This is a genomic window from Sphaerospermopsis sp. FACHB-1194 (assembly GCF_014696235.1).
Lineage (GTDB): Bacteria > Cyanobacteriota > Cyanobacteriia > Cyanobacteriales > Nostocaceae > Sphaerospermopsis > Sphaerospermopsis kisseleviana.
In genome coordinates this window covers 64,081-85,465 of sequence record NZ_JACJPU010000004.1, presented here as the reverse complement: position 1 = coordinate 85,465, position 21,385 = coordinate 64,081, and the positions used below count along the sequence as shown (strand labels likewise).

General features: G+C 38.6%; 21 protein-coding genes. 8 read left to right on the top strand and 13 right to left on the bottom strand.

What is annotated here, in order from left to right; genetic code table 11:
- Positions 1 to 4 precede the first annotated feature (4 nt).
- Positions 5 to 1,354 carry a TldD/PmbA family protein gene (locus H6F45_RS03890; protein WP_190346511.1) on the top strand — a complete coding sequence of 450 codons (1,350 nt, stop codon included), beginning with the start codon at positions 5 to 7 and terminating at the stop codon, positions 1,352 to 1,354.
- Positions 1,355 to 1,477: 123 nt separating this feature from the next.
- On the opposite strand, the gene H6F45_RS03885 is transcribed toward H6F45_RS03890, so the two are convergent.
- From H6F45_RS03885 to H6F45_RS03860, 6 genes are all read right to left on the bottom strand, one after another.
- Positions 1,478 to 1,675, bottom strand: a complete 198-nt coding sequence (locus H6F45_RS03885) for a hypothetical protein (protein ID WP_096570288.1) — start codon at positions 1,673 to 1,675, stop codon at positions 1,478 to 1,480.
- A gap of 600 nt (positions 1,676 to 2,275) precedes the next feature.
- Positions 2,276 to 5,401 carry a translation initiation factor IF-2 gene (gene infB / locus H6F45_RS03880; RefSeq protein ID WP_137666007.1) on the bottom strand — a complete coding sequence of 1,042 codons (3,126 nt, stop codon included), beginning with the start codon at positions 5,399 to 5,401 and terminating at the stop codon, positions 2,276 to 2,278.
- 839 nt (positions 5,402 to 6,240) lie between these two features.
- The gene (locus tag H6F45_RS03875) at positions 6,241 to 6,510 is read right to left on the bottom strand and encodes a YlxR family protein (RefSeq protein ID WP_096570286.1); all 270 of its coding nucleotides are present in this window, start codon (positions 6,508 to 6,510) and stop codon (positions 6,241 to 6,243) included.
- Positions 6,511 to 6,661: 151 nt separating this feature from the next.
- On the bottom strand, positions 6,662 to 7,945 hold the full coding sequence (nusA, locus tag H6F45_RS03870; RefSeq protein ID WP_190346510.1) for a transcription termination factor NusA: 1,284 nt from the start codon (positions 7,943 to 7,945) through the stop codon (positions 6,662 to 6,664).
- A gap of 130 nt (positions 7,946 to 8,075) precedes the next feature.
- Entirely contained in the window at positions 8,076 to 8,537 is a 462-nt protein-coding gene (gene rimP / locus H6F45_RS03865; RefSeq protein WP_096570282.1) for a ribosome maturation factor RimP, read from the bottom strand.
- A 207-nt stretch (positions 8,538 to 8,744) separates the two neighbouring features.
- Entirely contained in the window at positions 8,745 to 10,175 is a 1,431-nt protein-coding gene (locus H6F45_RS03860; RefSeq protein WP_190346509.1) for a hypothetical protein, read from the bottom strand.
- A gap of 359 nt (positions 10,176 to 10,534) precedes the next feature.
- On the opposite strand from H6F45_RS03860, the gene rfbB reads away from it, so the two are divergent.
- The 4 genes from rfbB (at position 10,535) to rfbD (ending at position 14,158) form a co-directional block, all read left to right on the top strand.
- The gene (gene rfbB / locus H6F45_RS03855) at positions 10,535 to 11,623 is read left to right on the top strand and encodes a dTDP-glucose 4,6-dehydratase (RefSeq protein WP_190346508.1); all 1,089 of its coding nucleotides are present in this window, start codon (positions 10,535 to 10,537) and stop codon (positions 11,621 to 11,623) included.
- A gap of 123 nt (positions 11,624 to 11,746) precedes the next feature.
- Positions 11,747 to 12,628: a glucose-1-phosphate thymidylyltransferase RfbA gene (rfbA, locus tag H6F45_RS03850; RefSeq protein WP_190346507.1), complete on the top strand. Its 882-nt coding sequence runs from the start codon at positions 11,747 to 11,749 to the stop codon at positions 12,626 to 12,628.
- Positions 12,629 to 12,737: 109 nt separating this feature from the next.
- Positions 12,738 to 13,283, top strand: coding sequence for a dTDP-4-dehydrorhamnose 3,5-epimerase (gene rfbC, locus H6F45_RS03845; protein ID WP_190346506.1), 546 nt, complete (start codon positions 12,738 to 12,740; stop codon positions 13,281 to 13,283).
- Complete coding sequence (rfbD, locus tag H6F45_RS03840) at positions 13,280 to 14,158, top strand: dTDP-4-dehydrorhamnose reductase (protein ID WP_190346505.1); 879 nt, start codon at positions 13,280 to 13,282, stop codon at positions 14,156 to 14,158. Before rfbC ends, rfbD begins: the two co-directional genes overlap by 4 nt.
- Positions 14,159 to 14,273: 115 nt before the next feature.
- Here the strand turns inward: rfbD and radA are convergent, their stop codons facing one another.
- Positions 14,274 to 15,842 (bottom strand): DNA repair protein RadA, encoded by a 1,569-nt coding sequence (gene radA, locus H6F45_RS03835; RefSeq protein ID WP_190346504.1) that lies wholly within the window; start codon positions 15,840 to 15,842, stop codon positions 14,274 to 14,276.
- 169 nt (positions 15,843 to 16,011) lie between these two features.
- On the opposite strand from radA, the gene rpaB reads away from it, so the two are divergent.
- The 3 genes from rpaB to H6F45_RS03820 all read left to right on the top strand — a co-directional run bounded on the left by rpaB (position 16,012) and on the right by H6F45_RS03820 (position 18,181).
- Positions 16,012 to 16,740, top strand: coding sequence for a response regulator transcription factor RpaB (gene rpaB / locus H6F45_RS03830; RefSeq protein WP_096570268.1), 729 nt, complete (start codon positions 16,012 to 16,014; stop codon positions 16,738 to 16,740).
- Positions 16,741 to 16,904: 164 nt separating this feature from the next.
- On the top strand, positions 16,905 to 17,546 hold the full coding sequence (locus tag H6F45_RS03825) for a cofactor assembly of complex C subunit B (protein ID WP_096570266.1): 642 nt from the start codon (positions 16,905 to 16,907) through the stop codon (positions 17,544 to 17,546).
- A gap of 116 nt (positions 17,547 to 17,662) precedes the next feature.
- On the top strand, positions 17,663 to 18,181 hold the full coding sequence (locus H6F45_RS03820; protein WP_096570264.1) for a DUF456 family protein: 519 nt from the start codon (positions 17,663 to 17,665) through the stop codon (positions 18,179 to 18,181).
- A 284-nt stretch (positions 18,182 to 18,465) separates the two neighbouring features.
- Here H6F45_RS03820 and nblB read toward each other — a convergent pair whose 3' ends face one another.
- The 6 genes from nblB to H6F45_RS03790 all read right to left on the bottom strand — a co-directional run bounded on the left by nblB (position 18,466) and on the right by H6F45_RS03790 (position 21,245).
- The gene (gene nblB / locus H6F45_RS03815; RefSeq protein WP_096570262.1) at positions 18,466 to 19,137 is read right to left on the bottom strand and encodes a phycobilisome degradation protein NblB; all 672 of its coding nucleotides are present in this window, start codon (positions 19,135 to 19,137) and stop codon (positions 18,466 to 18,468) included.
- A gap of 117 nt (positions 19,138 to 19,254) precedes the next feature.
- Complete coding sequence (locus H6F45_RS03810) at positions 19,255 to 19,713, bottom strand: CBS domain-containing protein (protein ID WP_190346503.1); 459 nt, start codon at positions 19,711 to 19,713, stop codon at positions 19,255 to 19,257.
- A gap of 197 nt (positions 19,714 to 19,910) precedes the next feature.
- Positions 19,911 to 20,093, bottom strand: coding sequence for an RNaseH domain-containing protein (locus tag H6F45_RS03805; protein ID WP_190346502.1), 183 nt, complete (start codon positions 20,091 to 20,093; stop codon positions 19,911 to 19,913).
- 6 nt (positions 20,094 to 20,099) lie between these two features.
- The gene (locus H6F45_RS03800) at positions 20,100 to 20,210 is read right to left on the bottom strand and encodes an RNaseH domain-containing protein (protein WP_190346501.1); all 111 of its coding nucleotides are present in this window, start codon (positions 20,208 to 20,210) and stop codon (positions 20,100 to 20,102) included.
- 86 nt (positions 20,211 to 20,296) lie between these two features.
- Positions 20,297 to 20,704 carry an 8-oxo-dGTP diphosphatase MutT gene (gene mutT, locus H6F45_RS03795; RefSeq protein ID WP_190346500.1) on the bottom strand — a complete coding sequence of 136 codons (408 nt, stop codon included), beginning with the start codon at positions 20,702 to 20,704 and terminating at the stop codon, positions 20,297 to 20,299.
- Between the two features lie 193 nt (positions 20,705 to 20,897).
- The gene (locus H6F45_RS03790; protein WP_096570254.1) at positions 20,898 to 21,245 is read right to left on the bottom strand and encodes a DUF760 domain-containing protein; all 348 of its coding nucleotides are present in this window, start codon (positions 21,243 to 21,245) and stop codon (positions 20,898 to 20,900) included.
- Positions 21,246 to 21,385: the final 140 nt, after the last annotated feature.

Genomic DNA, 21,385 nt, shown 5'->3' with positions numbered 1-21,385 from the left:
GAAAATGCAAATTGAAGAATTATCAATCTTAGAAAGTAACTTTAATCAACTGATAGAAATGCTGCTTGCAAAAAAAGCAGATAGCGAACATTTTACCGTCAGACTTAACAGCGAAAGAAGTCAATTTACCCGTTTTAATCATGCTAAAGTTAGACAAACAGGACTAGTTGCTGATGGTTCAATTACCCTAACTTTAATGGAAAATCAGCGCAGTAGTTTCTGTAAATTTCCTTTTACTGGTAACTGGGATATAGATTGGCAAACAGCATACCAAGCTTTACAAGATTTACGAGAAGAATTACATCTATTACCCGTTGATCCTTATTTGGTTTTACCTACAGGAAATAATGTTAGTAGAGAAGTACATACAGGTAAATTATTAGCACCGGAAAATGTGGTTAATTCTATTTTAGAATCGGTTGCTAATTTAGATTTTACTGGTATTTATGCTGGGGGAGTGATTATTAGAGGTTATGGTGATTCTAATGGGCAAAAACACTGGTTTGCAACTGATTCTTTTAATTTAGATTATTCTTTAATTATCAAATCAGGAAAAGCGGTAAAAGGTACTTTTGCTGGTAGTAAATGGGATGAATCTGCTTATGTAGATAAGATAAATGATGGGAAAAAACAATTAGTATTATTGTCTCGTGAACCCAAAGAGTTACCCAGGGGAAATTATAAAACCTATTTTGCTCCTGCTGCTGTATCGGAATTATTAGCTATGCTTTCTTGGGGTGCTATTAGTGAAGCTGCTATTCAACAGGGAAATAGTGCTTTATCTGCTTTATCACGTCAGGAAAAACAACTTTCATCTAAATTCGTTTTAAAAGAAAATTTCACATCTGGTTTAGTTCCCAGGTTTAATGATTTAGGAGAAGTTGCACCAGAAGAATTAACTTTAATAGAAAATGGGGTTTTGGTAAATAGTTTAATTAATTCTCGCACAGCGAAAGAATATAATAAACCTGCCAATGGTGCTAATAGTTCAGAAACTTTACGTTCTCCAGAAATAAACACAGGTAATTTAGCTTTTGCTGATATTTTACGCAGTTTAGATACTGGGTTGTATGTTTCTAATTTGCATTATTTAAATTGGAGCGATCGCCAAACTGCTAGAATTACAGGTATGACTCGTTATGCCTGTTTTTGGGTAGAAAATGGAGAAATAGTTGCACCTATAGAAAACCTCCGTTTTGATGAAAGTCTTTATCGCTGTTGGGGATCAGAAAATTTAGTTGACTTAACCAACTTTCAAGAATTTATTCCCGAAGTCGGTACTTATGAAAGTCGTCAATTAGGTGGTACTTTAGTTCCAGGAATGCTGGTGGAAGATTTCACATATAGTTACTAAAAATTTAGATTTTAGATTTTAGATTAGAGTTGACAAAAACAATCCAAAATCCAAAATCCAAAATCAATCACTCCTGACTCCTGACTCCTTTTATACCTGGTTATTGTGAAAAATGTTGTTTTCTTAATAAGCTAAAGTTTCTAAAGTTTCTCGTAAATACCGTTGTACTTGCTGTTCTAGGCGCAAACCCTTTAACTGAGCATTACTTTCTAGTTGCCAGCGTTGGAAACCGGAACTAGCAGAAATGGCATACTTCAGGTTTTGCCAAATGTGAGCATCACGAGAAAGCTGGCCGGTGATAGAAGCTGAAATTTGAGCCATAGTTCCTCATTCCTCGTTTTTCAATTTTAGAGTCAAACAATTTTAGATTTTAGACTTGAAATGGATTATTGTTTTGCCTAGAACGACAACAAAGAAACCAAATAAGCTAAATCTAACATTTTTTAAATGGGGCAGGAGGTGATCCATACCTACCCCGAAAATTTTGCAATCTTATTTAATCTTTTCTCAAGATAACGGTTACACAGCAACAAATTCTGTGTGATTGATCACTAAAACTAAGGATATTTTCGGTAAAATTCTGCCAAATAAGCTTTTTAAATTAACCAAAGGATTTTTAACTAAGTAAGTGGGCGTTGAAATTTATCGTTGTGGCAAGGCAAGAGGCAAGAGACTTTTAGCGATTTTACATTTTGTAATATACCTCAGTTTTTTTATGCCAACTTACTTATGGGTTTTAAACTGTTTTATCTGTGTGATAGATAGTTATTTTTTTCTTTTATCTCTTCGCTCTCACCTGTCACCCGCCACCTGCCACCTGCTATATGAGTGCTGAGATTTATGTATGTGAATGTTGAAATAAAACCTATATCCATTCAACACTCATCAATTTACTCAGCACTCAAAAGTTGGTACTCAAGACTACTTAGTTAAGGTCAGGGTACGGCGTTTAGTTACCATTTGGTAAGCTTCGATGATATCATTTTCAGCCCAGTCATGGAACTTATCAATACCAATACCACATTCATAACCAGAGTTGACCTCGCGCACATCTTCTTTCATCCGTTTGAGGGAATCAAGAACACCTTCGTAGATCACCTTACTGCCGCGACGAACTCGCACTTTACAGTTACGAACCAGTTTTCCAGATTGTACATAACAACCAGCAACTGCGCCACGACCGACTGGGAAGACAGCACGGACTTCTGTTTGTCCTAAAGGTTCTTCCACTAACTCTGGTTCTAGTAGACCTTCCAAAGCTCCTTGGATATCTTCTAGTAGTTTGTAGATGATGTTGTATTCCCGCACATCCACACCTGCTTCATCGGCAGCTTGTCTAGCACCACTAGCATAAGTAGTGTTGAAGCCAATGATGACAGCGTTACTTGCCGCAGCTAAGTCGATATCTGTTTCTGTAATTTCTCCCGCAGTAGCCAATAACATCCGAATTTGTACTTCGTTTTGAGGTATTTGCTTGAGAGAGCCGATAATAGCTTCTACAGAACCTTGGACATCGCCTTTGAGTATCAAGTTGAGTTCTTTCAACTCGCCTTCTTGAGCTTGAGCCGATAGGGTTGTGAGGGTAACTCTTCCTTGTAACAAACGAGATTGACGTTGTTTGTCGGCTCGATCAGCAGCGATCGCTCGTGCTTGTTTTTCATTCTCGAACACTTCAAACTCATCACCTGCTGCGGGTACATCGCTTAAGCCTAGTACCTCAACCGCACAGGAGGGAGTAGCAGCTTCTACACGCTTACCTCGATCATCTACCATTGCCCGGACTTTACCAAATGCCGATCCCGCAACTAGCATATCTCCCACTTGGAGAGTACCGTTTTGAATCAACAAGGTAGCAACCGCACCCTTAGCTTTATCTAAGTGAGCTTCTATGACTGTTCCCTTAGCCACACGATTGGGGTTAGCGGAAAGTTCTCCAACTTCTGCCACCAAGAGAACCATTTCTAGGAGTGTATCCAGGTTTTCGCCCCTGATCGCACTCACAGGAACCATAATTGTCTCACCACCCCAGTCTTCTGCGGTTAAACCATAATTGGTCAGTTCTTGTTTAACCCGCTCTGGTTGTGCGCCTTCTTTGTCAATCTTGTTAATAGCGACAACAATCGGTACACCTGCGGCTTGAGCATGGCTAATCGCTTCCACTGTTTGCGGACGTACACCGTCATCTGCGGCTACAACCAAAATCGCAATATCTGTCACCCGCGCACCTCTAGCCCGCATTGCTGTGAAAGCTTCGTGACCAGGAGTATCTAGGAAGACAATCTGTTGTTGCTTACCATCATGTTCTACATCAACATGGTATGCGCCGATATGCTGGGTAATACCACCTGCTTCACCCGCCGCCACTTTAGTTTTGCGGATGGAGTCCAGTAGAGTAGTTTTACCGTGGTCTACGTGACCCATAATTGTCACCACGGGAGGACGACGAATCAGATGCTCCAGATCCTCAATGTCAATCATTTCTGTGACTTTGCGGGCTTCTGCTTCTGGTTCAGCCGTTTCCACTTCTACCTCTAGTTCTTTAGCTACTAGGGTAATGGTGGGAATATCCAGATTTTGGGTGATACTTACCGCCATGCCTTTCATAAACAGGATTTTCACAATCTCTGTATCGGCAATGACCAAAGCATCCGCCAACTCTTGTACTGTCATTGGTCCTGTGACAACCAGTTTTTCTGGACGCTCACGCTTAACTTCTACTTCCTGCTGACGGCGATTTTGGTCGCGTTGGGAACCAGGCTTTTTGTTTTTCGTGGGTGCAGATGTAACCAATGTTGGTTGCTGTGCAGGTCGAGCAGCCTTGGGCTTGGGTGGACGAGCTATAGACAGGCTGACTTGGACTGCGGCTGGAATTTCCAGACCTTCTTCATCCAGTAAGTCGTCTTCTTCAAAATCATCATCGAGGATGGGTTTAGCTCGCTTGCCTTTAGGTCCAACCTTGGCTTTCTCTTTGATTTCGTCAATTATTTCTTCTTCTTGCCACTTCTTCCCACCTTTAGATAGGCGTGGTGGTGTTGGCCGTTTCAAATCCAGCAAAGCTGGTGCGATCGGCTCATCCACCAATGCCTCTTTTTTACCTCCTCCAGACATTGGTTTGGGTGGAGTGGCTACAGGCATGGTGGCTACAGGTTCAGCAGGACGTGTTGGCCTGCTGGGTCGTTGCACCTCAGTTGATGGTGTGGGTGCAGATTTACTTCCCCTGTGTTCTGGTTTCACAGGTGATGGAGTTGAGCGACCCTGTTTTTGTGGTGTCTGCTCTGCTGTTCCTTTGTTGCCCCTGGGTTTTGAGTGTTCTCTTTCTTCTTCACGCCGTTGCTGACGATCGCGTTTGAGAATTGGTTTTTCCGCAGGAGATAGCTGTTCTGTGGCAGAAGCTTTTTCTTCCACAGGCCTTGCTGGTGGAGCAACCAGTTGCGGTTTTTGGGGTTTTTCCGGTTTGGGTCGATGACCAGCCGGTTTTTCTGGTTTTTCCGCTTTTATTTTTTCTGGGGCTGCTTGGACATTGGGTTTATGATCTGTTTCTGCCACAGGTTTCTGTGGTGTCTCAGATTGATTCCGGGGTACAGGTCGAGTTGGTGCCGTCGGTTTCATGGGTGAGACTGGTGTAGCGAAAGGCCGTGGAGGTGATGGAGAATTAGCTGTAACTTCGCCATGTACACTATCAGACGAAGCAACTTGGCTATTGGTAGCAACTGACGCTTCTGAGGCGTTGGAGGTAGTGTTTCTCAAGATTTTGGGTTTGCGAATTTCCAAAATTTGTTGTTTATGGGGTGCAGCAGGTCGGTTTCGGGAGCCAGTTTTTTGTGAATTTGGTTTATGGCTATTTGTACCTAATTCCTTTTTGGGCGTGACACTCGTGGCTGGGAGTTTTTCCGCAGCCTGTCGAATTTGTTCTGCCTCTGTTTCTGAAATCGTGCTGCTATGGCTTTTGACCGCGATGTTGAGCTGGTCGCAAATTGCTAATAGCTCTTTGTTATCCAAATTCAATTCCTTTGATAATTCGTAGATTCTAACTTTGCCGTTGTTCATCCACTCTTTCCCCTTTAATTTACAGTTTTAACGGATGGTTGCCTGGTTTGCGACATCTCCATCCTTTGATCACTGTTTTTTAGGTTGCCCTTGGTGATGTTGCCGGTGCCTCCAATAATTAGGAAAGAGAGATGTTTCGGTTTAATACTGGCATCCCCACCGGGAATGATGGTTGACTGGACCCCATAAAATTTTTCTCAATAAAAAATTTTTTTGGGCATCCTTGATGCCGAACTGCGCTTTAACGCTACCAGGTTGCCATTTTTTAGGTTTTTGTTTTGCTGATTCTGAGTCTTCCACAACACAATCGAGTAAAACTTGTTGGGAGTATTGCTTCGTCTCTCTCCATTTTTAGAGAGCCACTTGCCTTTTACACCCATTTACTATTTTGGCACTAATCCGATACAAAAAGCTAACTAATGCTAACAAGCTTTGATGCTTTTCCTTCCTGCTTCATCAGTTTCGACTACTCTCACTGAACTCCTAGAAGTGTCGGCACTATCTAGTCTACAGGCTTTCAGATTGGGTCTATCTCACCCTACTATTAAGTATTTAGGCTTGGTTCTCACCTAAAATACCTATCAATAATAGCATTTTCTTGTTTGCCCTGTCTGCTGACTCTCAGGCTACAGGATCTTTAGTATTCTCAATTCTCAAGTTTTTTTGTCAATGAGTAGACATAAATCTTGATCAAATGTGAGCATTTGTTAGCTTTTTTTAGGAAAACACTAACTAGCTTTTAACCTTTGTCTGACACAGCCTCTCTGGTATTTTAACCTTTGATCTGGCCGGAAATCAGGCAGTAGACTACCTTGGGCAAACCAGAATATTTAGTTTAATTAAATTTGATTTGGGGGATTGCGTTCACTAAGTCGCTGCCACAATGTTTGATACAGTGTTTCTGGCACTGTTCCATGTAGCGATCGCCCTAATCTATTTTTTTTCTGTGCTGCTTGTAGGCAGTCAGCTTGCGGGCAAATATAGGCAGAACGCCCCATGCCCTGATCTAATTGTACCTTCCTAGATGGAAAGACGCGGACAATCCGCCAAAACTCTTGTTTTTGTCCTACCCGGCGACAACTAATACAACGCCGATAGTTTGGTTTCATCGGGTTTTTGTTCAGTCAGGTGAGCAGTTTTTACTTGCTTGAGATACTTACCTCAGATTTGTTTTTGTTAATTTTCACACTTGCTAAATGTCTTCTAGTTTACCGTGAACTGTTGATAGTGAACAGACTATTGTCAAAAAACATTTGAGAATTAATCTGTCTCTTCCTCGTTAGTTTCAAAATTATCATTCTCTAATTCTAATTTGTCCTGATATTCATCTTCTAGTTGTTCCATCTCGGTTTCATCATTTTCTGCCTGATATTTTGCTCTCACAGCTGCAAATTTCGCATCTTCTGCGGCATAGTCATATTTAGCTTGATCTTTAATGTCAATTTTCCAGCCTGTCAGTCTGGCAGCTAATCTCACGTTTTGTCCTTCTTTCCCAATAGCTAAACTCAGTTGATCTTCTGCTACTAAAACGTGGGTTTGCCGACTTTCGGGATCCATTAAGCGCACTTCATCAACTCTGGCCGGACTCAAGGCATTGGCAATGTAAGTTGCTGGATCTGGAGACCAGCGAATTACATCTATTTTTTCACCCCGCAATTCATTGACTACCACTTGAATGCGTGATCCCCTCGCGCCAATACAAGCTCCAACTGGGTCTACATCTCGATCAAGTGTATCTACTGCTATTTTAGTCCGTGGACCGACATAACGGGAAGGAGGATTTGCTTCTCTAGCTACTGCCACTATTCGCACTACTTCGTCTTCAATTTCTGGGACTTCGTTGGCAAATAAATAAACTACTAACCCAGCATCAGCACGAGATACTAATAACTGTGGACCCCTTTGCTGTCCTTGGGAAACTTTTTTTAGATATACCTTAAAGGTGGTATTGGAACGGTATGTATCATTGGGTAGTTGTTCCCTTTTTGGTAATTCTGCTTCTACTTCTGGCTGACCAAAACCGCTGCTAACTGCCAAAATTACTGATTGTCTTTCAAATCTTAAAACTCTTGCTTGTAAAACGGTACTTTCTAAATCTTGAAATTCTTCTTGCACCATTTGACGTTGTTGATCCCGCAATTTCTGTGCCAGCACTTGTTTAGTTTGCATGGCTGCCATGCGTCCAAATTCTCCTTGATCTGGGGTGACATCTAAGACCACAGAATCACCTGATTGAGCTTCTGGCGCAACTTGTTGTACTTCATCTAAGGAAATTTGATGATCTGTATTAGTAACTTCTTCGACTATTGTTTTGGTAGAAAGAACTCGGAATCCTTCTCCTTCAATATCAAGTTCTACTTCAAAATTATCAAAATAATTTTCATCAAATTGTCGGCGCTCTAAATTTTGGGCGCGGCGATAACGTTCGTAACCTTTAAGTAATGCTTCTCTAATAGATGATTGCACTGCTAAACGTGGTAAATTTCGCTCGCGGCTAATGCTTTCAATTAAATCTTTTAATCCAGGTAAAGCAACCATTGACATAAGCAACATCTCCTTAATTTTTAAATTTTTATGTCAGCAACCAGCAATTTTTTGTATTTTAAATCTGGGATTTTAGATTTGTATCTAAAACCCTGAATCTAAAACCCTGCATCTAAAATCTCAATTTTAGTTAACTGCCCTCATCGAGTTGCACCCTGGTAACGAGGGAACGGGGTATCTGTACTACACGACCTTTTTGGTTTAAGTAAATTTTTGTTTCATCCCGGCGCATCAAGTTACCAATCCACTCTTGTTTTCCTTCGTAGGGTTCAGAAGTGGAGATCACCACGGGAAATCCTTTAAAGGAAATAAACTCCCTGTCTGTGTTCAATTGTCGGGAAATTCCAGGACTGGAGACTTCCAATACGTAAGCATCTGGAATCATCTCTGTCGCGTCTAAGGAGGCTTCTAAAGCACGGCTCATTCGTTCGCAATCGTCTAAACCAGTATCCTGTTGAGGGTTACGGATATCTACCCGCAAAACTGGTGGACGTTGGTTGGTATGAAAAACTATGCCAACTACTTCCAAACCCAGTTCTTCTGCTACTGGTTTCGCCAATTCAATAATTTGTGGAACTAAAGGATGAGTCATGGGAAAATTCAATAAAAAAAGTGGGCTTCTACCCACTTCCGGCGATAGGGATATCTTCCAAGAAGTCTTGTGACGAACCTGTATTGGTTCGCCCCTAACATGAGTGTAGCGTATTTTTTTCGTTAGTCATTAGTGATTGGTGACTGGTAATTGGTGATTGGGTTATTAATTTACCTATACACCTATACACACAACAACTGTACACTTTTATGCTCTAAAGCTTTTATCAATAACTGTGGGAACAGTAGCTTGCGATCGCATCCTTCTTGTTTGTTCGATAATTTGCTCAATATCTTCTTGGGATAGACGTTGAACATAATTAATTTTCACTTCTTCTAAAAAGTCATTGAGCAAACTTTGAATCTCTGAAATTACGTGTTTTTCCTGGATTTCTGCACCTAAAACCGTATTAAATTTTTCCACTAACTGACTAGAAAGTTGGGCTGCCACTGGATCTTTAAAGGCGCTAACCAAGGCAAGATATAGGTTTGTGGTGATTTGATTGGCCAATTGTTCACTTAGCTGATTTTGTGCCTGTCCTACTCCTGGCAGCATGAGCAGGTTACGATAAACAGGTACTTGCCTAAAAGCAAGTTCGATATTGTGCCGCAAAATGGCATTCATTTCTGGTTGTATTTTTGGTAAGACTTGAGTAACGATGGTTTGTATTAACAATCCTGAAAGTGCTTCTACTTCGTTAATATTATTAATATCAATGTAGGCACGCTCCTTTTCCGGTTGTAATAACCACCTAGTAATATCACCGCGCTGTATTGAAACCTGCATTTGGTTAATTACCCGCACTACCACAATTTCTGTGATTTCTTCGGCAAAATTGGCTACTATACCTTGGTGAATTTGCCTTCTCACTAAATGTAGATCAATTAACCCGGCTTGATCTAGACGAACTAATACTGGCAAAACTCGCAACCAACGCCAAAAGGGAATTACTAAAAATAGGTCATACCAACGCCATAAAATCGCTTCTAACCAGCTTAAATGGCGATTTTGACGTTTTATATAAAAAGTACGTAATAGCAATTCTAAGCCAAATATCACGACAAACGGTAAATCAATTAACCAAAAATCATCTATAAATTCGCCATTTTCGCCTATTTTGCGATAATAATTAGAGGCAATGCCTGGACGAATTTGCTGGTTAAAAAAATTAATTTCTTGTATCCAACCCCGTTTAGATAAATATTCCACACTCCAAAAAGTAGCAAAGGCGCGTTTGGCTGATTCTTGACCGATGTGTTCCCGCATCCGGTTTTTAATTTTTTCCAGAGTTCCACTTTTACCAGCACCTGCAAAGGGATTACTATCAATCATCTCGTTGCTGAGACGGCTGATTTCTGCTAACTTGATTTTTACTTGAGGGGAGTTTAAACCGGTTTGGCTAACTTGTGCTTCTAAAGCTGCTACTGTTTCTAGATAATTTTTCGTGTCTCGATGGGGTTCAATACCTTTAATCGGGTCATAAATCTGGGTGATTTGGGGAAGTTGGCGAAAATAGAAATCCCGCCAAGGTACGTAACTCAAATCAAACACTACTAACCCTAAGTTAAGACTGGCTGCGATCGCCATTAACTTTTCCAACCATAGATTAGCTTGTTTTCGAGGTTTTAATTTATTCATTATTAGTTAATTTCTATACTCAATATTAAGTTTTTCTCTTCTTTAGTGTAAGATATTGTTTAATTATCTACCTCATATCTCTGGTTTTTACAGCAGTTTTCATGTCTTTAGACCACAGTAAGGGCGAAGCATTCGGATGATAGTCTTAGGTAAAAACCGATAATTAATTGTCCGAATGCTGATGCTTCCAGCACGCTTCGCGAACGCCCCTACATTGTTGACGCGAAACCTAAATCAAAATGTGGTTTATTTACCTGAAAATAGCTGTAATCCGATGATTAGCCGTGACATTCCAACAATTGAAATTACCACATTTCCACTAAAAATCAAACAATAACACATAGGAAAAATCTGTTTATATGTCAAACGTACCGAAAAATGATCTGCCAACTTTATTAGTTACAGGTGGTGCAGGATTTATAGGGGCTAACTTTGTTCTCCAAGCTAGAAAAAATCATTGGGCTAATATCATTAATTTAGATAAACTTACTTATGCTAGTAATCTACAAAATTTAGCTGAATTACAAGATGATCCCAATTATGCTTTTATTCAAGGAGATATTGGTAACTTTGAATTAGTCAGTTATTTGTTAGAAAAATATCAACCAGATGCAGTAATTAACTTTGCGTCAGAAACTCATGTAGATCGTTCTATTTTAACACCCATTAACTTTATCCAAACTAATGTATTAGGAACGTTTCATTTATTAGAAGCAAGTAAAGTTTATTGGCAAAAACTCAAATCAGAAAAACAAGAAAAATTCCGATTTTTGCATATATCTACCGATGAAGTTTATGGTTCTTTAAATCCAGAAGATCCAGCTTTTAGAGAAGATACACCTTATGCACCAAATAGCCCTTATGCAGCTTCTAAAGCTAGTGCAGATCATTTAGTTAGATCCTACTATCACACCTATAATTTACCTACTTTAACTACTAATTGTTCCAATAATTATGGACCGTTACAGTTTCCTGAAAAACTGATTCCTTTAATGATTCTCAATGCTGTAAATGGTAAACCATTACCTATCTATGGTGACGGTCAAAATATTAGAGATTGGTTATATGTAAGTGATCATTGTGATGCTATTTATCTGGTTGTAAAGGAAGGTAAAATTGGCGAAAGTTATAATGTTGGGGGATTGAATGAACAAACTAACTTAGTAGTTGTGAATAAAATTTGTGAAATTTTGGATACGTTAGCACCCAAAGAGAATTTTCAATATTCATCTTTAATTACCTTTATTAAAGATCGTCCTGGACATGATCGCCGCTATGCTATTGATTGTAGTAAAATCACCAAAGAATTAGGATGGCAACCCAAGGAAAATTTTGATAGTGGTTTGTTAAAAACTGTGCAATGGTATCTTGATAATTCTGCTTGGGTAGAATCTATTTTTACAGGAGAATATAAAAACTGGATTCAGAAAAATTACGAAAGTCGTTAAAGGAGTAGGGGTAATTCATGAATTCCCCCCACTTCCGTTTTATTTTGCGTAAGTCCTGGATTTATTTAGGATTTATTTAGGATTTATTTAGTAATAATTAATTCGCTGTATAAGGATGGTAAAATGAAGGGTATTATTCTCGCAGGTGGTTCGGGTACAAGACTTTATCCATTAACACAAGTTGTGAGTAAACAATTAATGTTGGTTTATGACAAACCGATGATTTATTATCCTTTATCGGTGTTGATGTTAGCGGGAATTAGAGAAATTTTGATTATTTCCACACCCACAGATTTACCTCTTTTTCAAAGATTGCTAAAAGATGGTAGTCAATGGGGTTTAAAGTTTAGTTATGTAGAACAACCAAAACCAGAAGGTTTAGCACAAGCTTTTATTTTGGGAAAAGATTTTATCAAAAATGATTCAGTATGTTTAATTTTAGGAGATAATATTTTTTATGGTCATGGTTTCACAGAAGTTTTAACCCGTGCTGCTCAATTGCAAAATGGAGGTTTAGTTTTTGGTTATAAAGTCACTCACCCTGAAAGTTATGGTGTGATTGAATTTGATAGTACAGGTAAAGCAATTAGTATTGAAGAAAAACCAAAAAGTCCTAAATCAAAATATGCAGTACCGGGAATTTATTTTTATGATTCCCAAGTTACAGAAATAGCTGCTAGTTTGAAACCTTCTGCACGGGGTGAGCTAGAAATTACTGATGTGAATTTAGCTTATTTAAAGCAAGATCAATTAAAGGTAGAAATTTTAGGAAGAGGATATGCTTGGTTAGATACGGGTACACATGAATCTTTACATCAAGCTAGTAATTTTATCCAAACTTTAGAACAAAGACAGGGATTGAAAATAGCTTGTATTGAAGAAATTGCCTATTATCAAGGATATATTGATACTCAACAACTTAGTTATTTGGTTGAGTCTATGGGTAAAAGTAGTTATGGTCTTTATTTAAGACGAATTTTAGAAGATGAAATTACTTTTAATTGAGAAAACCTAAGTATTCAGCTATCAGTAATCAGTAATCAGCTATGATCTAGAGTTAGTTAATAACAAATAACCAGGATATAAGGTTTGAACTACACAAGAGGATGATTTGATGAAGATTATAAATATAGAAATTCCTGATGTGCTATTAATTGAACCTAAAGTTTTTGGAGATGACAGGGGTTTTTTATATGAAAGTTTTAATGAAAGAGTTTTTTTAGACAAAACCGGAATATTACCTCATTTTGTTCAAGATAATCATTCGCGTTCAGTGAAAAATGTGTTACGCGGGTTGCATTATCAAATTCAAAAACCACAAGGAAAATTAGTCAGAGTTGTAGTTGGTGAAGTTTTTGATATTGCTGTTGATTTGCGAAAAAGTTCTCCTACTTTTAGTCAATGGGTAGGTGTACATTTATCAGCAGAAAATAAACATCAATTGTGGATACCACCGGGTTTTGCTCATGGTTTTTTGGTGCTTTCTGAATATGCGGAATTTTTGTATAAAACCACTGATTATTATGCACCAGAATATGACCGCACTATTTTATGGAATGATCCTGATTTAGCTATTGCTTGGCCGATTGAAGATGAACCAATTATTTCTACTAAGGATAAAGTAGGTAAGTTATTTTCAGAAGCGGAGGTTTATCAATGAAAATTCTATTAACTGGTGTTTCTGGCCAGGTGGGTTGGGAATTACAACGTACTTTAATGACTATGGGTGATGTTATTTCTGTGGGAAGAAATCAATTAGATTTAGCACAACCAGATACAATTAGTGCTATAATTAGGGATATAAAACCAGATTTAATTGTCAATCCTGCTGCTTATACTGCGGTGGATAAAGCAGAATCAGAACCCGATTTAGCAATGTCAATTAATGGTGTTGCACCTGGTATTATAGCTGAAGAAGCTAAACGTTTGGGATCAGCTATAATTCACTATTCTACTGATTATGTTTTTGATGGTAATAACAGTCTTCCTTATCAAGAAGATGAACTCAAAAATCCCCAAAATGTCTATGGTAAAACTAAGTTAGCTGGTGAGGAAGCAATTACATCTGTCGGTGTTAATCATCTTATTTTCCGTACTAGCTGGGTTTATGGTTTGCGTGGTAAAAACTTCTTATTAACGATGCAAAGATTAGCAAAAGAAAGAGAAGAAATTAAAGTAGTTGATGATCAAATTGGCGCACCGACTTGGAGTAGAATGATTGCAGAAATCACAGCACAAGTTATTACTCAAGGTCAAAATAACCTAACTGATTTTTTGGCTAATAAAGGAGGAATATATAATTTATCTCCTAGTGGAAAAACTAGCTGGTATGGTTTTGCAAAGGCGATTTTTAATGATGATTTTCCCAATAATGAACGTAAATTAAAACGGTTAATTCCTATTACTACTCCAGAATATCCTACACCTGCATCTAGACCAGCTTTTTCTTTGTTAGATAATCAAAAATTTTCTGATACTTTTGGGTTAAAAATGCCAGAATGGGATCAAGTTTTAAAATTAGTTATTGATAGTTAAAAAATCTGATCTCCCTTAAAACAGGAAAAAATTAAAATTTTTAGCGGGGATCAAAACTCTGTGTCTGGAGTGGTTCGTTGAATAAACATCAAACGCAGATGAACGCGGATATTTGTTATTCATCCTCATCTTTTTCATCTGTTTCTAAATCAATATCTTCCAAAGATTGATGAGGAATAGCAGCAATTATGGCATCTATGACTTTAGAAACTTGTAAAATTTCTATGTTTAAATCAGGAAACTTTTGACCTTTGGGTATTATCGCTCGTTTAAATCCCAGTTTTGCTGCTTCTTTTAACCTCAGTTCCATTTGGGAAACCGATCGCACTTGTCCCCCTAAACCTACTTCCCCTATTAATACTGTTTCGGGATCAACTATTCTATCTCGAAAACTGGCAACAATGGCGATCGCAATTCCTAAGTCTACCGCAGGTTCTTCTACATTCAAACCCCCCGCAGATGCAACGTAGGAATCTAATTTTGACATGGGTATCCCCACCCGCTTTTCTAATACTGCTAAAATTTGCACTAAGCGGTTATAATCTATCCCCGTGCCAGCGCGTCGGGGTGAAGGGTAGCTGGTAGGACTAACTAAAGCTTGCAATTCTACAACTATCGGTCTTGTTCCTTCACAAGCCACTACAATAGCTGTACCGGGTGCGGGGTCGTCGCGGTTTCCCAGAAACAGTTCTGAAGGATTGGGTACTTCCCTTAATCCATTAGACACCATTTCAAATATACCAATTTCATGGGTAGCTCCGAAACGATTTTTAACAGTTCTTAATAATCTGTGGGAAGCAAAGCGATCGCCTTCAAAATACAAAACCGTATCTACTAAATGTTCTAAAACCCTCGGTCCTGCGATAGTTCCTTCTTTAGTAACGTGACCAACAATTAACATTGTAATATCTTCATGTTTTGCCACCTTCATTAAAGCGGCGGTACATTCCCGCACCTGCGCTACTGAACCGGGTGCAGATGTCAAAGCTGGGAAGAACACAGTTTGTATACTATCAATCACCGCCAGATTAGGTTTGAGAGAATCAATTTCCCGCAAAATTTCCTCTAAATCCGTTTCTGGTAAGACATATAAATCAGAACCAATGGTATGATGTTCTATGATTTCTTCAGTATTTTTACATACTTTATCAGTATCTTTACCTTCTTCTTCGTTCTCCGAATTTTCTTCAGTGACAACATTGATCGGTTTAGACATTCCCAAACGAGAAGCGCGTAATTTTACCTGTTGTCCTGATTCCTCACCAGTAACGTAGAGAATACGGTATCTTTGGGATAATTCGTTAGAAACTTGCAGTAAGAGAGTAGATTTACCAATACCGGGATCACCACCGATGAGAACCATCGAACCAGGGACAACACCGCCACCAAGTACCCGATCTAACTCGCCATAACCGGATTCCCACCGAGCAATTTGGCGATCGCTAATTTGATCGAAAGTCAGAGAAGCCCTTGGTTTAGCGGGTTTACTGCTGCTGGGTTTAATTCCCCCTGGTGCAGCGTGCCAGTTACCTACTCCCCCCCGACTGGGTATATCTACTCCAAAAGGTGTAGCATTCTCTTCCACTAAAGAATCATAAGTGTCACAATTTGCACACTTGCCGAACCACTGGGAGAACTCGGCTCCGCATTTGCTACATATAAAAATAGTTTTGGGCTTTGCCATGGGTAATTTTTATTTAAGAATCTTAATTTTTGTTTAAGTTTTAGAAAAAACTCAAGTTAAATAATAGTAGTAGTTACAGCTTTTTCAGATTAACTGATGCAATGATATCTTAATATTATGGTAATAAAATTCATAATGTTAAAAATTTAGTTAGGGAGCGTGAAGAAACTTGGAAAGTCATAAAGAAAAAATCCTGGTAGTAGACGACGAAGCAAGCATTAGGCGGATTTTGGAAACACGCCTTTCCATGATTGGCTATGATGTAGTGACAGCAGGTGATGGAGAAGAAGCCTTAGAAACTTTTCACAAATCCGAACCAGACCTGGTAGTTTTGGATGTGATGATGCCAAAGCTAGATGGTTACGGTGTTTGTCAAGAACTACGCAAAGAATCCGATGTTCCCATCATCATGTTAACAGCCTTGGGTGATGTAGCTGATCGGATCACCGGACTAGAATTAGGCGCTGATGACTACGTAGTTAAGCCATTTTCTCCCAAAGAACTAGAAGCGCGTATTCGCTCAGTTTTACGCAGAGTAGATAAAACTGGTGCTAGTGGTATTCCCAGTTCTGGAGTGATTCATGTTGGAAACATCAGGATAGATACCAATAAACGCCAAGTTTACAAAGGGGATGAACGCATCCGCTTAACCGGCATGGAATTTAGCTTATTAGAACTATTAGTTAGTCGTTCTGGAGAGGCTTTTTCTCGTTCTGAAATTTTACAAGAAGTTTGGGGTTACACACCAGAACGCCATGTAGATACTCGCGTAGTAGATGTACATATTTCCCGGTTACGGGCAAAATTAGAAGATGACCCCAGCAACCCAGAACTTATACTTACTGCTAGAGGTACTGGTTATCTATTTCAACGCATCCTGGAAGCAGGGGAAGAGTAATTAGGTGACAGGTGACAGTAAGAAGGCAAAAGGCAAGAGGCAAAAGTTTATTCTTACCAATTACCAATTACCAATTACCAATTACCAATTACCAATTACCAATTACCAATTACCAATTACCCATTACCCATTACCCATTACCCATTACCCATTACCCATTACCAATGACCAAATCTGATCCTAATCGAGTTTTACGGCGTTTACCCTTGGTAGTTGGGGGTTTAGGTGCTGTGCTTTTGTTTGTAAATCGGTTGTTAACACCGGAACTGACAGACTCTCAAGCACGGGGGGATGTGCTGGGAGTGATTTTGAGTGCAGTGTTAATTTTAACAGGTTTAATTTGGCAACAAGTACAACCTAAAACCCCTGATACAGTAGAACTGATCGGAGAAGAGGGTTTTGTGTTAGATCCTGATTTACCAGAAACCGTGAAAACAGAATTAGCTTGGGCATCAAGGTTATTGTTAACTAATACAGTTACGCGATCGCTTGTAGTTTATTACCAAGGTAAAGTTCTGTTACGTCGCGGTATTCTGGGTGCTAAATCAGAAGTTACCCCTGGTGCAATATTGAAAAGAGTATTAGAAACCCAAAAACCGGTTTATTTAGTAGCTTTAAAAGTCTATCCTGGCAAAATTGAATTTGATTATTTACCCGAAAATACCCAAGGTGTAATTTGTCAACCTATTGGTAAAGAAGGTGTGTTAATTTTAGGAGCAAATGCTCCCCGCAGTTATACAAAACAAGATGAAAATTGGATTGCGGGAATAGCTGATAAATTAGCTGTTAATCTTAGTAATGGGTGATTGGTGATTGGTAATGGGTGATTGGTGATTGGTGATTGGTGACTGGGGGGAAATCTTTACCTCCTGACTCCTGACTCCTGACTCCTGACTCCTGACTCCTGACTCCTTAAAAAACTATGCAAATTATTTACTGTTTATTAATAGCTTTAATGCTTGTGGGTGTGATTGGTTCTGTAGTTCCTGCAATTCCTGGTAGTAGTTTAATATTAGCCGCTATCATCATCTGGGGAATTGTTAATGGTTCTGTAGCAGTTATTAAAATACCCCTGATTGTTACAGGTATTGTTCTACTTCTAAGTATGGCTGTTGATTTTTTAGCAGGTTACATAGGCGCAAAACAAGCCGGTGCAAGTAAATGGGGACAAATAGGGGCGTTTGTTGGTTTACTTCTGGGATTTTTCGGATTATTGCCAGCTTTACCCTTCGGTGGACCATTGTTGGGAATGTTAATTGGTCCACTTTTAGGGGCAATTATTGGTGAGTTGCTGTATCAAAAAGATTTGGGTAAAGCAGTGAAAGCAGGTATAGGAATCACTGTAGGAACAGTAGTAGGGAATTTACTTCAGGGTGTTCTTGCTGTGAGTGCGGTGGTAGTTTTTATTTGGACTACATGGACACAGGTTTTTGGTGGGTAGTATTTTAACTATGGTTTGCTGCTATATAAAACCTAGACAAAACTAGACTTTACTTTCTACTTCAACGGGAGCATGGGAGCAGTTATCCCTCAGTAGACTTTCACGCCTTAGCCAGACGCGATTGTGTTCCAATTAAGTTTCTGAAAAAGACTACCACCATCATTGCTTGGTTTTCGCGTCGGCAATAGTCTCAATTCAATACTTGATATCACCGTATTATATATCAAGTAGTTGATTTTTTCCTAAAAATATATTGATTTTTGTCAATATAAGTATAGTTTTGTCTATGAAATTGTCAACTTAGGACTTGCTCTTTTCGCTTCTTTAGCAACCGCTTCTACTTCATCATTAACCAAAGTCTCTAAAATAGCTTTAGCTTCTGCACCACCTAAATTACCCAAAGCCTGAACAACTCTATAACGCACCTGCCAATCTGAATTAGTAGAATAGGTTGCTAAAAGGGAAACTGCATCTGGGTTTCCCAACTCTCCCAGGGAACTAATAGCCGCAGTTTGCACTAAACCATTATCTGAAGCAAGTGCTTGTTTGAGGAGTTCAAAACCCCGTGGATCTCCCAATGCTCCCAAGGTAGCAATAATACTGAATTGTACGAGCCATTCTGGGGTTTGATGATAGAGTTCCTGTAAATCTTCAAAAGCTGCCTGTAATTTCAGCGCCCCTAAACAGTCTGCTGCTGCTGCTTGTACATCTGCTTCAGGATCGTTGAGTAGTTCCCGTAATATCTGCAAGGATAAATCTAAATCCTGTTCTCCCAATGTGTCCATTTGACTAACAGCAGAATAACGCACACGGGAATTTTTATCACGGATAGCGACTTGTACTAATTCTAAACCGGTTTTGGGTTCGAGTTCACGAATTTGATTGACTGCACGGAGGCGATCGCCCAAGTTATCAGAACTCAGTAATTCTTTTACAGATTCAGCAGATATACTCATTTAATGATCCTATTTTTAATGATCCTATTTTATTAGTCATTGGGCATTGGGTTATTAATCTTTCCCAGTCCCCAGTCCCCAGCGATGCACTGATCTTGTCGAAGTGTCCCCAGTCACCTACTCAGCGGACATAGCGCGGATAATGTCACCACGAGTCAGAATACCAATAACTTTACTCGTACTATCCAGCACAGGTAAACGATGTACTTTATGTTCTTGGATGATTTTTGCAGCTTCTTTTAGGGACTTATCAGGGGTAATAGTGAGAGGATTTTTACTCATTACTTCCCCTACAGTTTGTCCTAAAGCTTTATGTAAATCCCGTTCATAAGCACCAGGATTTTGTAAATAAATTACACTATCCAAAAACATGATGTATGCAGGTGGAGTGACACCGGTTTCCTGCCACATCAAGTCTGTTTCGGATATGATCCCCACTAATTTCCCTGCATCATTAATTACAGGTAAACCGCTAATGCGTTTTTCTGCTAAGATTTGGATAGCTTCTTTTAAAGGAGTTTGAGGATTAACCATAATTGGATTATGGGTCATCACTTCTGCAACGGTTTTAAGCATTTTTTTTACTTACACCTTTTATAAAAGTCTTTTTTATTATTGTAGGTAATTGATGACTAATCAATGAAAACTTTTAATAGATTGTTACTTTTAATCTGGAAAAGAAATTTATTTTGTAGGTTGGGTTGAGGTCAGGAAACCCAACACTATTAATTGTCTCAAAAAATTTGATTTGAAATCCCAACTCCGTTAATCAATCAAAATAAACTTAGTTGTCTAGGTTCTCCTTCATTTGTCTGATTGTCTTCTATTTCTAATTCTTCATCATCCACATCATCAGTAATCAAAAACTCACTAATATAGTCTCTGACAACTCTTTCAAAAAATAGAGGTGCGGGTATTGTTGTCCATTCTTTATAATGTCCAAACCCATAACGCAAAGACTCTCAAAATGCAGCTAAATCATCAGGTTTATCTTCTTCTTGTCTTAATGTCACCACAATTTCTAAAGGATTAGGTGTGGGAAATTTATCAGTAAGTATTCTGTTTTCTTCCATTTTTATTTCACCAATTTCTAACCCTGCTTTATTTTTTAGGTTTCGCTTATCATCTTTGATAACTTGATGAATTTAAATAATTGTTCTTACCTTTTTCTCAAAGCAGCAATAATTTCTCCATTTGCTTCAGGAAAATCAAAATTATCCAACTCATCCAAACCCACCCAACGCACTTCCGCACATTCAATAGCTTGGGGAATACCTGATAAATAATGACAATGATGCACTGTCAAAGTTACTCGTAAATTAGGATAAGTATGATCAACAGTAATCAAATGTTTGCCAACTTCTATTTTAATTCCTAACTCTTCTAAAATTTCTCTTTCTATACATTCTTCTATAGTTTCTCCTGTTTCAATTTTACCTCCAGGAAATTCCCATAAATTCGCCATTGTTCCTGTGGGAAGACGACGATCAATTAAAATCTGTTTTTCGTTGTTCCAAATAACAGCAACACCAATAATTTTATGGGTAACATTTGATATTTCTGTCATAATAATTATGGTAAAATTTAATCATTCTAAAATCGTTATATATCCCCAACTTCTTAAAGAAGTCGGGGATCTGAAAACTGAAAACTACCTAATTTTAACATTTACGTCATAAAAAAACACCAATTATTAAAATTCTGGTATCTTCATTTTGGATTTATCAGAGAATTTATTTAATTGGTGCTAATTTGTTAACTTATTCAGCAACATCACTACTGCTTGCTTCTGTTCCTTGTATAGCCATATCAAAGTTCATTCTTTGTTCTGCATTCCGCAGAAAATAACCACTAATCATTGCAGAAGCTAATAATCTACCTAAATTTTCTCTGCTAGTTGTAATGGTAACACCAAAATGTTCAGAAGGTAGATTTCCCAACAGTCCCACAATATTTCGTTCCATCACTTGAAATACTTCCGCAGAAGTAGGTTTAGATAACTGTGTTACGGTTTCTGGACTTAGAGATTTAACGTACTGCCATAATAAGTTGCTATTTTCTGTTTCACCGTTGAAAAATTCTGATACTCGATTAGGTTGGTTACTCACTTTTGATCTCCTTTGCTACAACTACTATCTATGGTAATTGTGACTACAATGATAAATAACCTGTTTTCTATTTAATGACGACTTAATGACAACGAAAATTTAACTTTGTGTCTATGTCATTCAATGTAACAGGTTATTTC

What these genes read in the sequence shown, in the direction of transcription:
- rfbD (WP_190346505.1), top strand. Translation starts at nt 13,280, where the DNA reads ATGAAAATTCTATTAACTGGTGTTTCTGGCCAGGTGGGTTGGGAATTA.
- H6F45_RS03860 (WP_190346509.1), bottom strand. Translation starts at nt 10,175, where the DNA reads ATGAATAAATTAAAACCTCGAAAACAAGCTAATCTATGGTTGGAAAAG.
- infB (WP_137666007.1), bottom strand. Translation starts at nt 5,401, where the DNA reads ATGAACAACGGCAAAGTTAGAATCTACGAATTATCAAAGGAATTGAAT.
- H6F45_RS03825 (WP_096570266.1), top strand. Translation starts at nt 16,905, where the DNA reads ATGACCAAATCTGATCCTAATCGAGTTTTACGGCGTTTACCCTTGGTA.
- H6F45_RS03885 (WP_096570288.1), bottom strand. Translation starts at nt 1,675, where the DNA reads ATGGCTCAAATTTCAGCTTCTATCACCGGCCAGCTTTCTCGTGATGCT.
- rimP (WP_096570282.1), bottom strand. Translation starts at nt 8,537, where the DNA reads ATGACTCATCCTTTAGTTCCACAAATTATTGAATTGGCGAAACCAGTA.
- rfbC (WP_190346506.1), top strand. Translation starts at nt 12,738, where the DNA reads ATGAAGATTATAAATATAGAAATTCCTGATGTGCTATTAATTGAACCT.
- H6F45_RS03890 (WP_190346511.1), top strand. Translation starts at nt 5, where the DNA reads ATGCAAATTGAAGAATTATCAATCTTAGAAAGTAACTTTAATCAACTG.
- H6F45_RS03820 (WP_096570264.1), top strand. Translation starts at nt 17,663, where the DNA reads ATGCAAATTATTTACTGTTTATTAATAGCTTTAATGCTTGTGGGTGTG.
- nusA (WP_190346510.1), bottom strand. Translation starts at nt 7,945, where the DNA reads ATGTCAATGGTTGCTTTACCTGGATTAAAAGATTTAATTGAAAGCATT.
- H6F45_RS03810 (WP_190346503.1), bottom strand. Translation starts at nt 19,713, where the DNA reads ATGCTTAAAACCGTTGCAGAAGTGATGACCCATAATCCAATTATGGTT.
- mutT (WP_190346500.1), bottom strand. Translation starts at nt 20,704, where the DNA reads ATGACAGAAATATCAAATGTTACCCATAAAATTATTGGTGTTGCTGTT.
- radA (WP_190346504.1), bottom strand. Translation starts at nt 15,842, where the DNA reads ATGGCAAAGCCCAAAACTATTTTTATATGTAGCAAATGCGGAGCCGAG.
- H6F45_RS03800 (WP_190346501.1), bottom strand. Translation starts at nt 20,210, where the DNA reads ATGGAAGAAAACAGAATACTTACTGATAAATTTCCCACACCTAATCCT.
- rfbB (WP_190346508.1), top strand. Translation starts at nt 10,535, where the DNA reads ATGTCAAACGTACCGAAAAATGATCTGCCAACTTTATTAGTTACAGGT.
- rfbA (WP_190346507.1), top strand. Translation starts at nt 11,747, where the DNA reads ATGAAGGGTATTATTCTCGCAGGTGGTTCGGGTACAAGACTTTATCCA.
- H6F45_RS03875 (WP_096570286.1), bottom strand. Translation starts at nt 6,510, where the DNA reads ATGAAACCAAACTATCGGCGTTGTATTAGTTGTCGCCGGGTAGGACAA.
- nblB (WP_096570262.1), bottom strand. Translation starts at nt 19,137, where the DNA reads ATGAGTATATCTGCTGAATCTGTAAAAGAATTACTGAGTTCTGATAAC.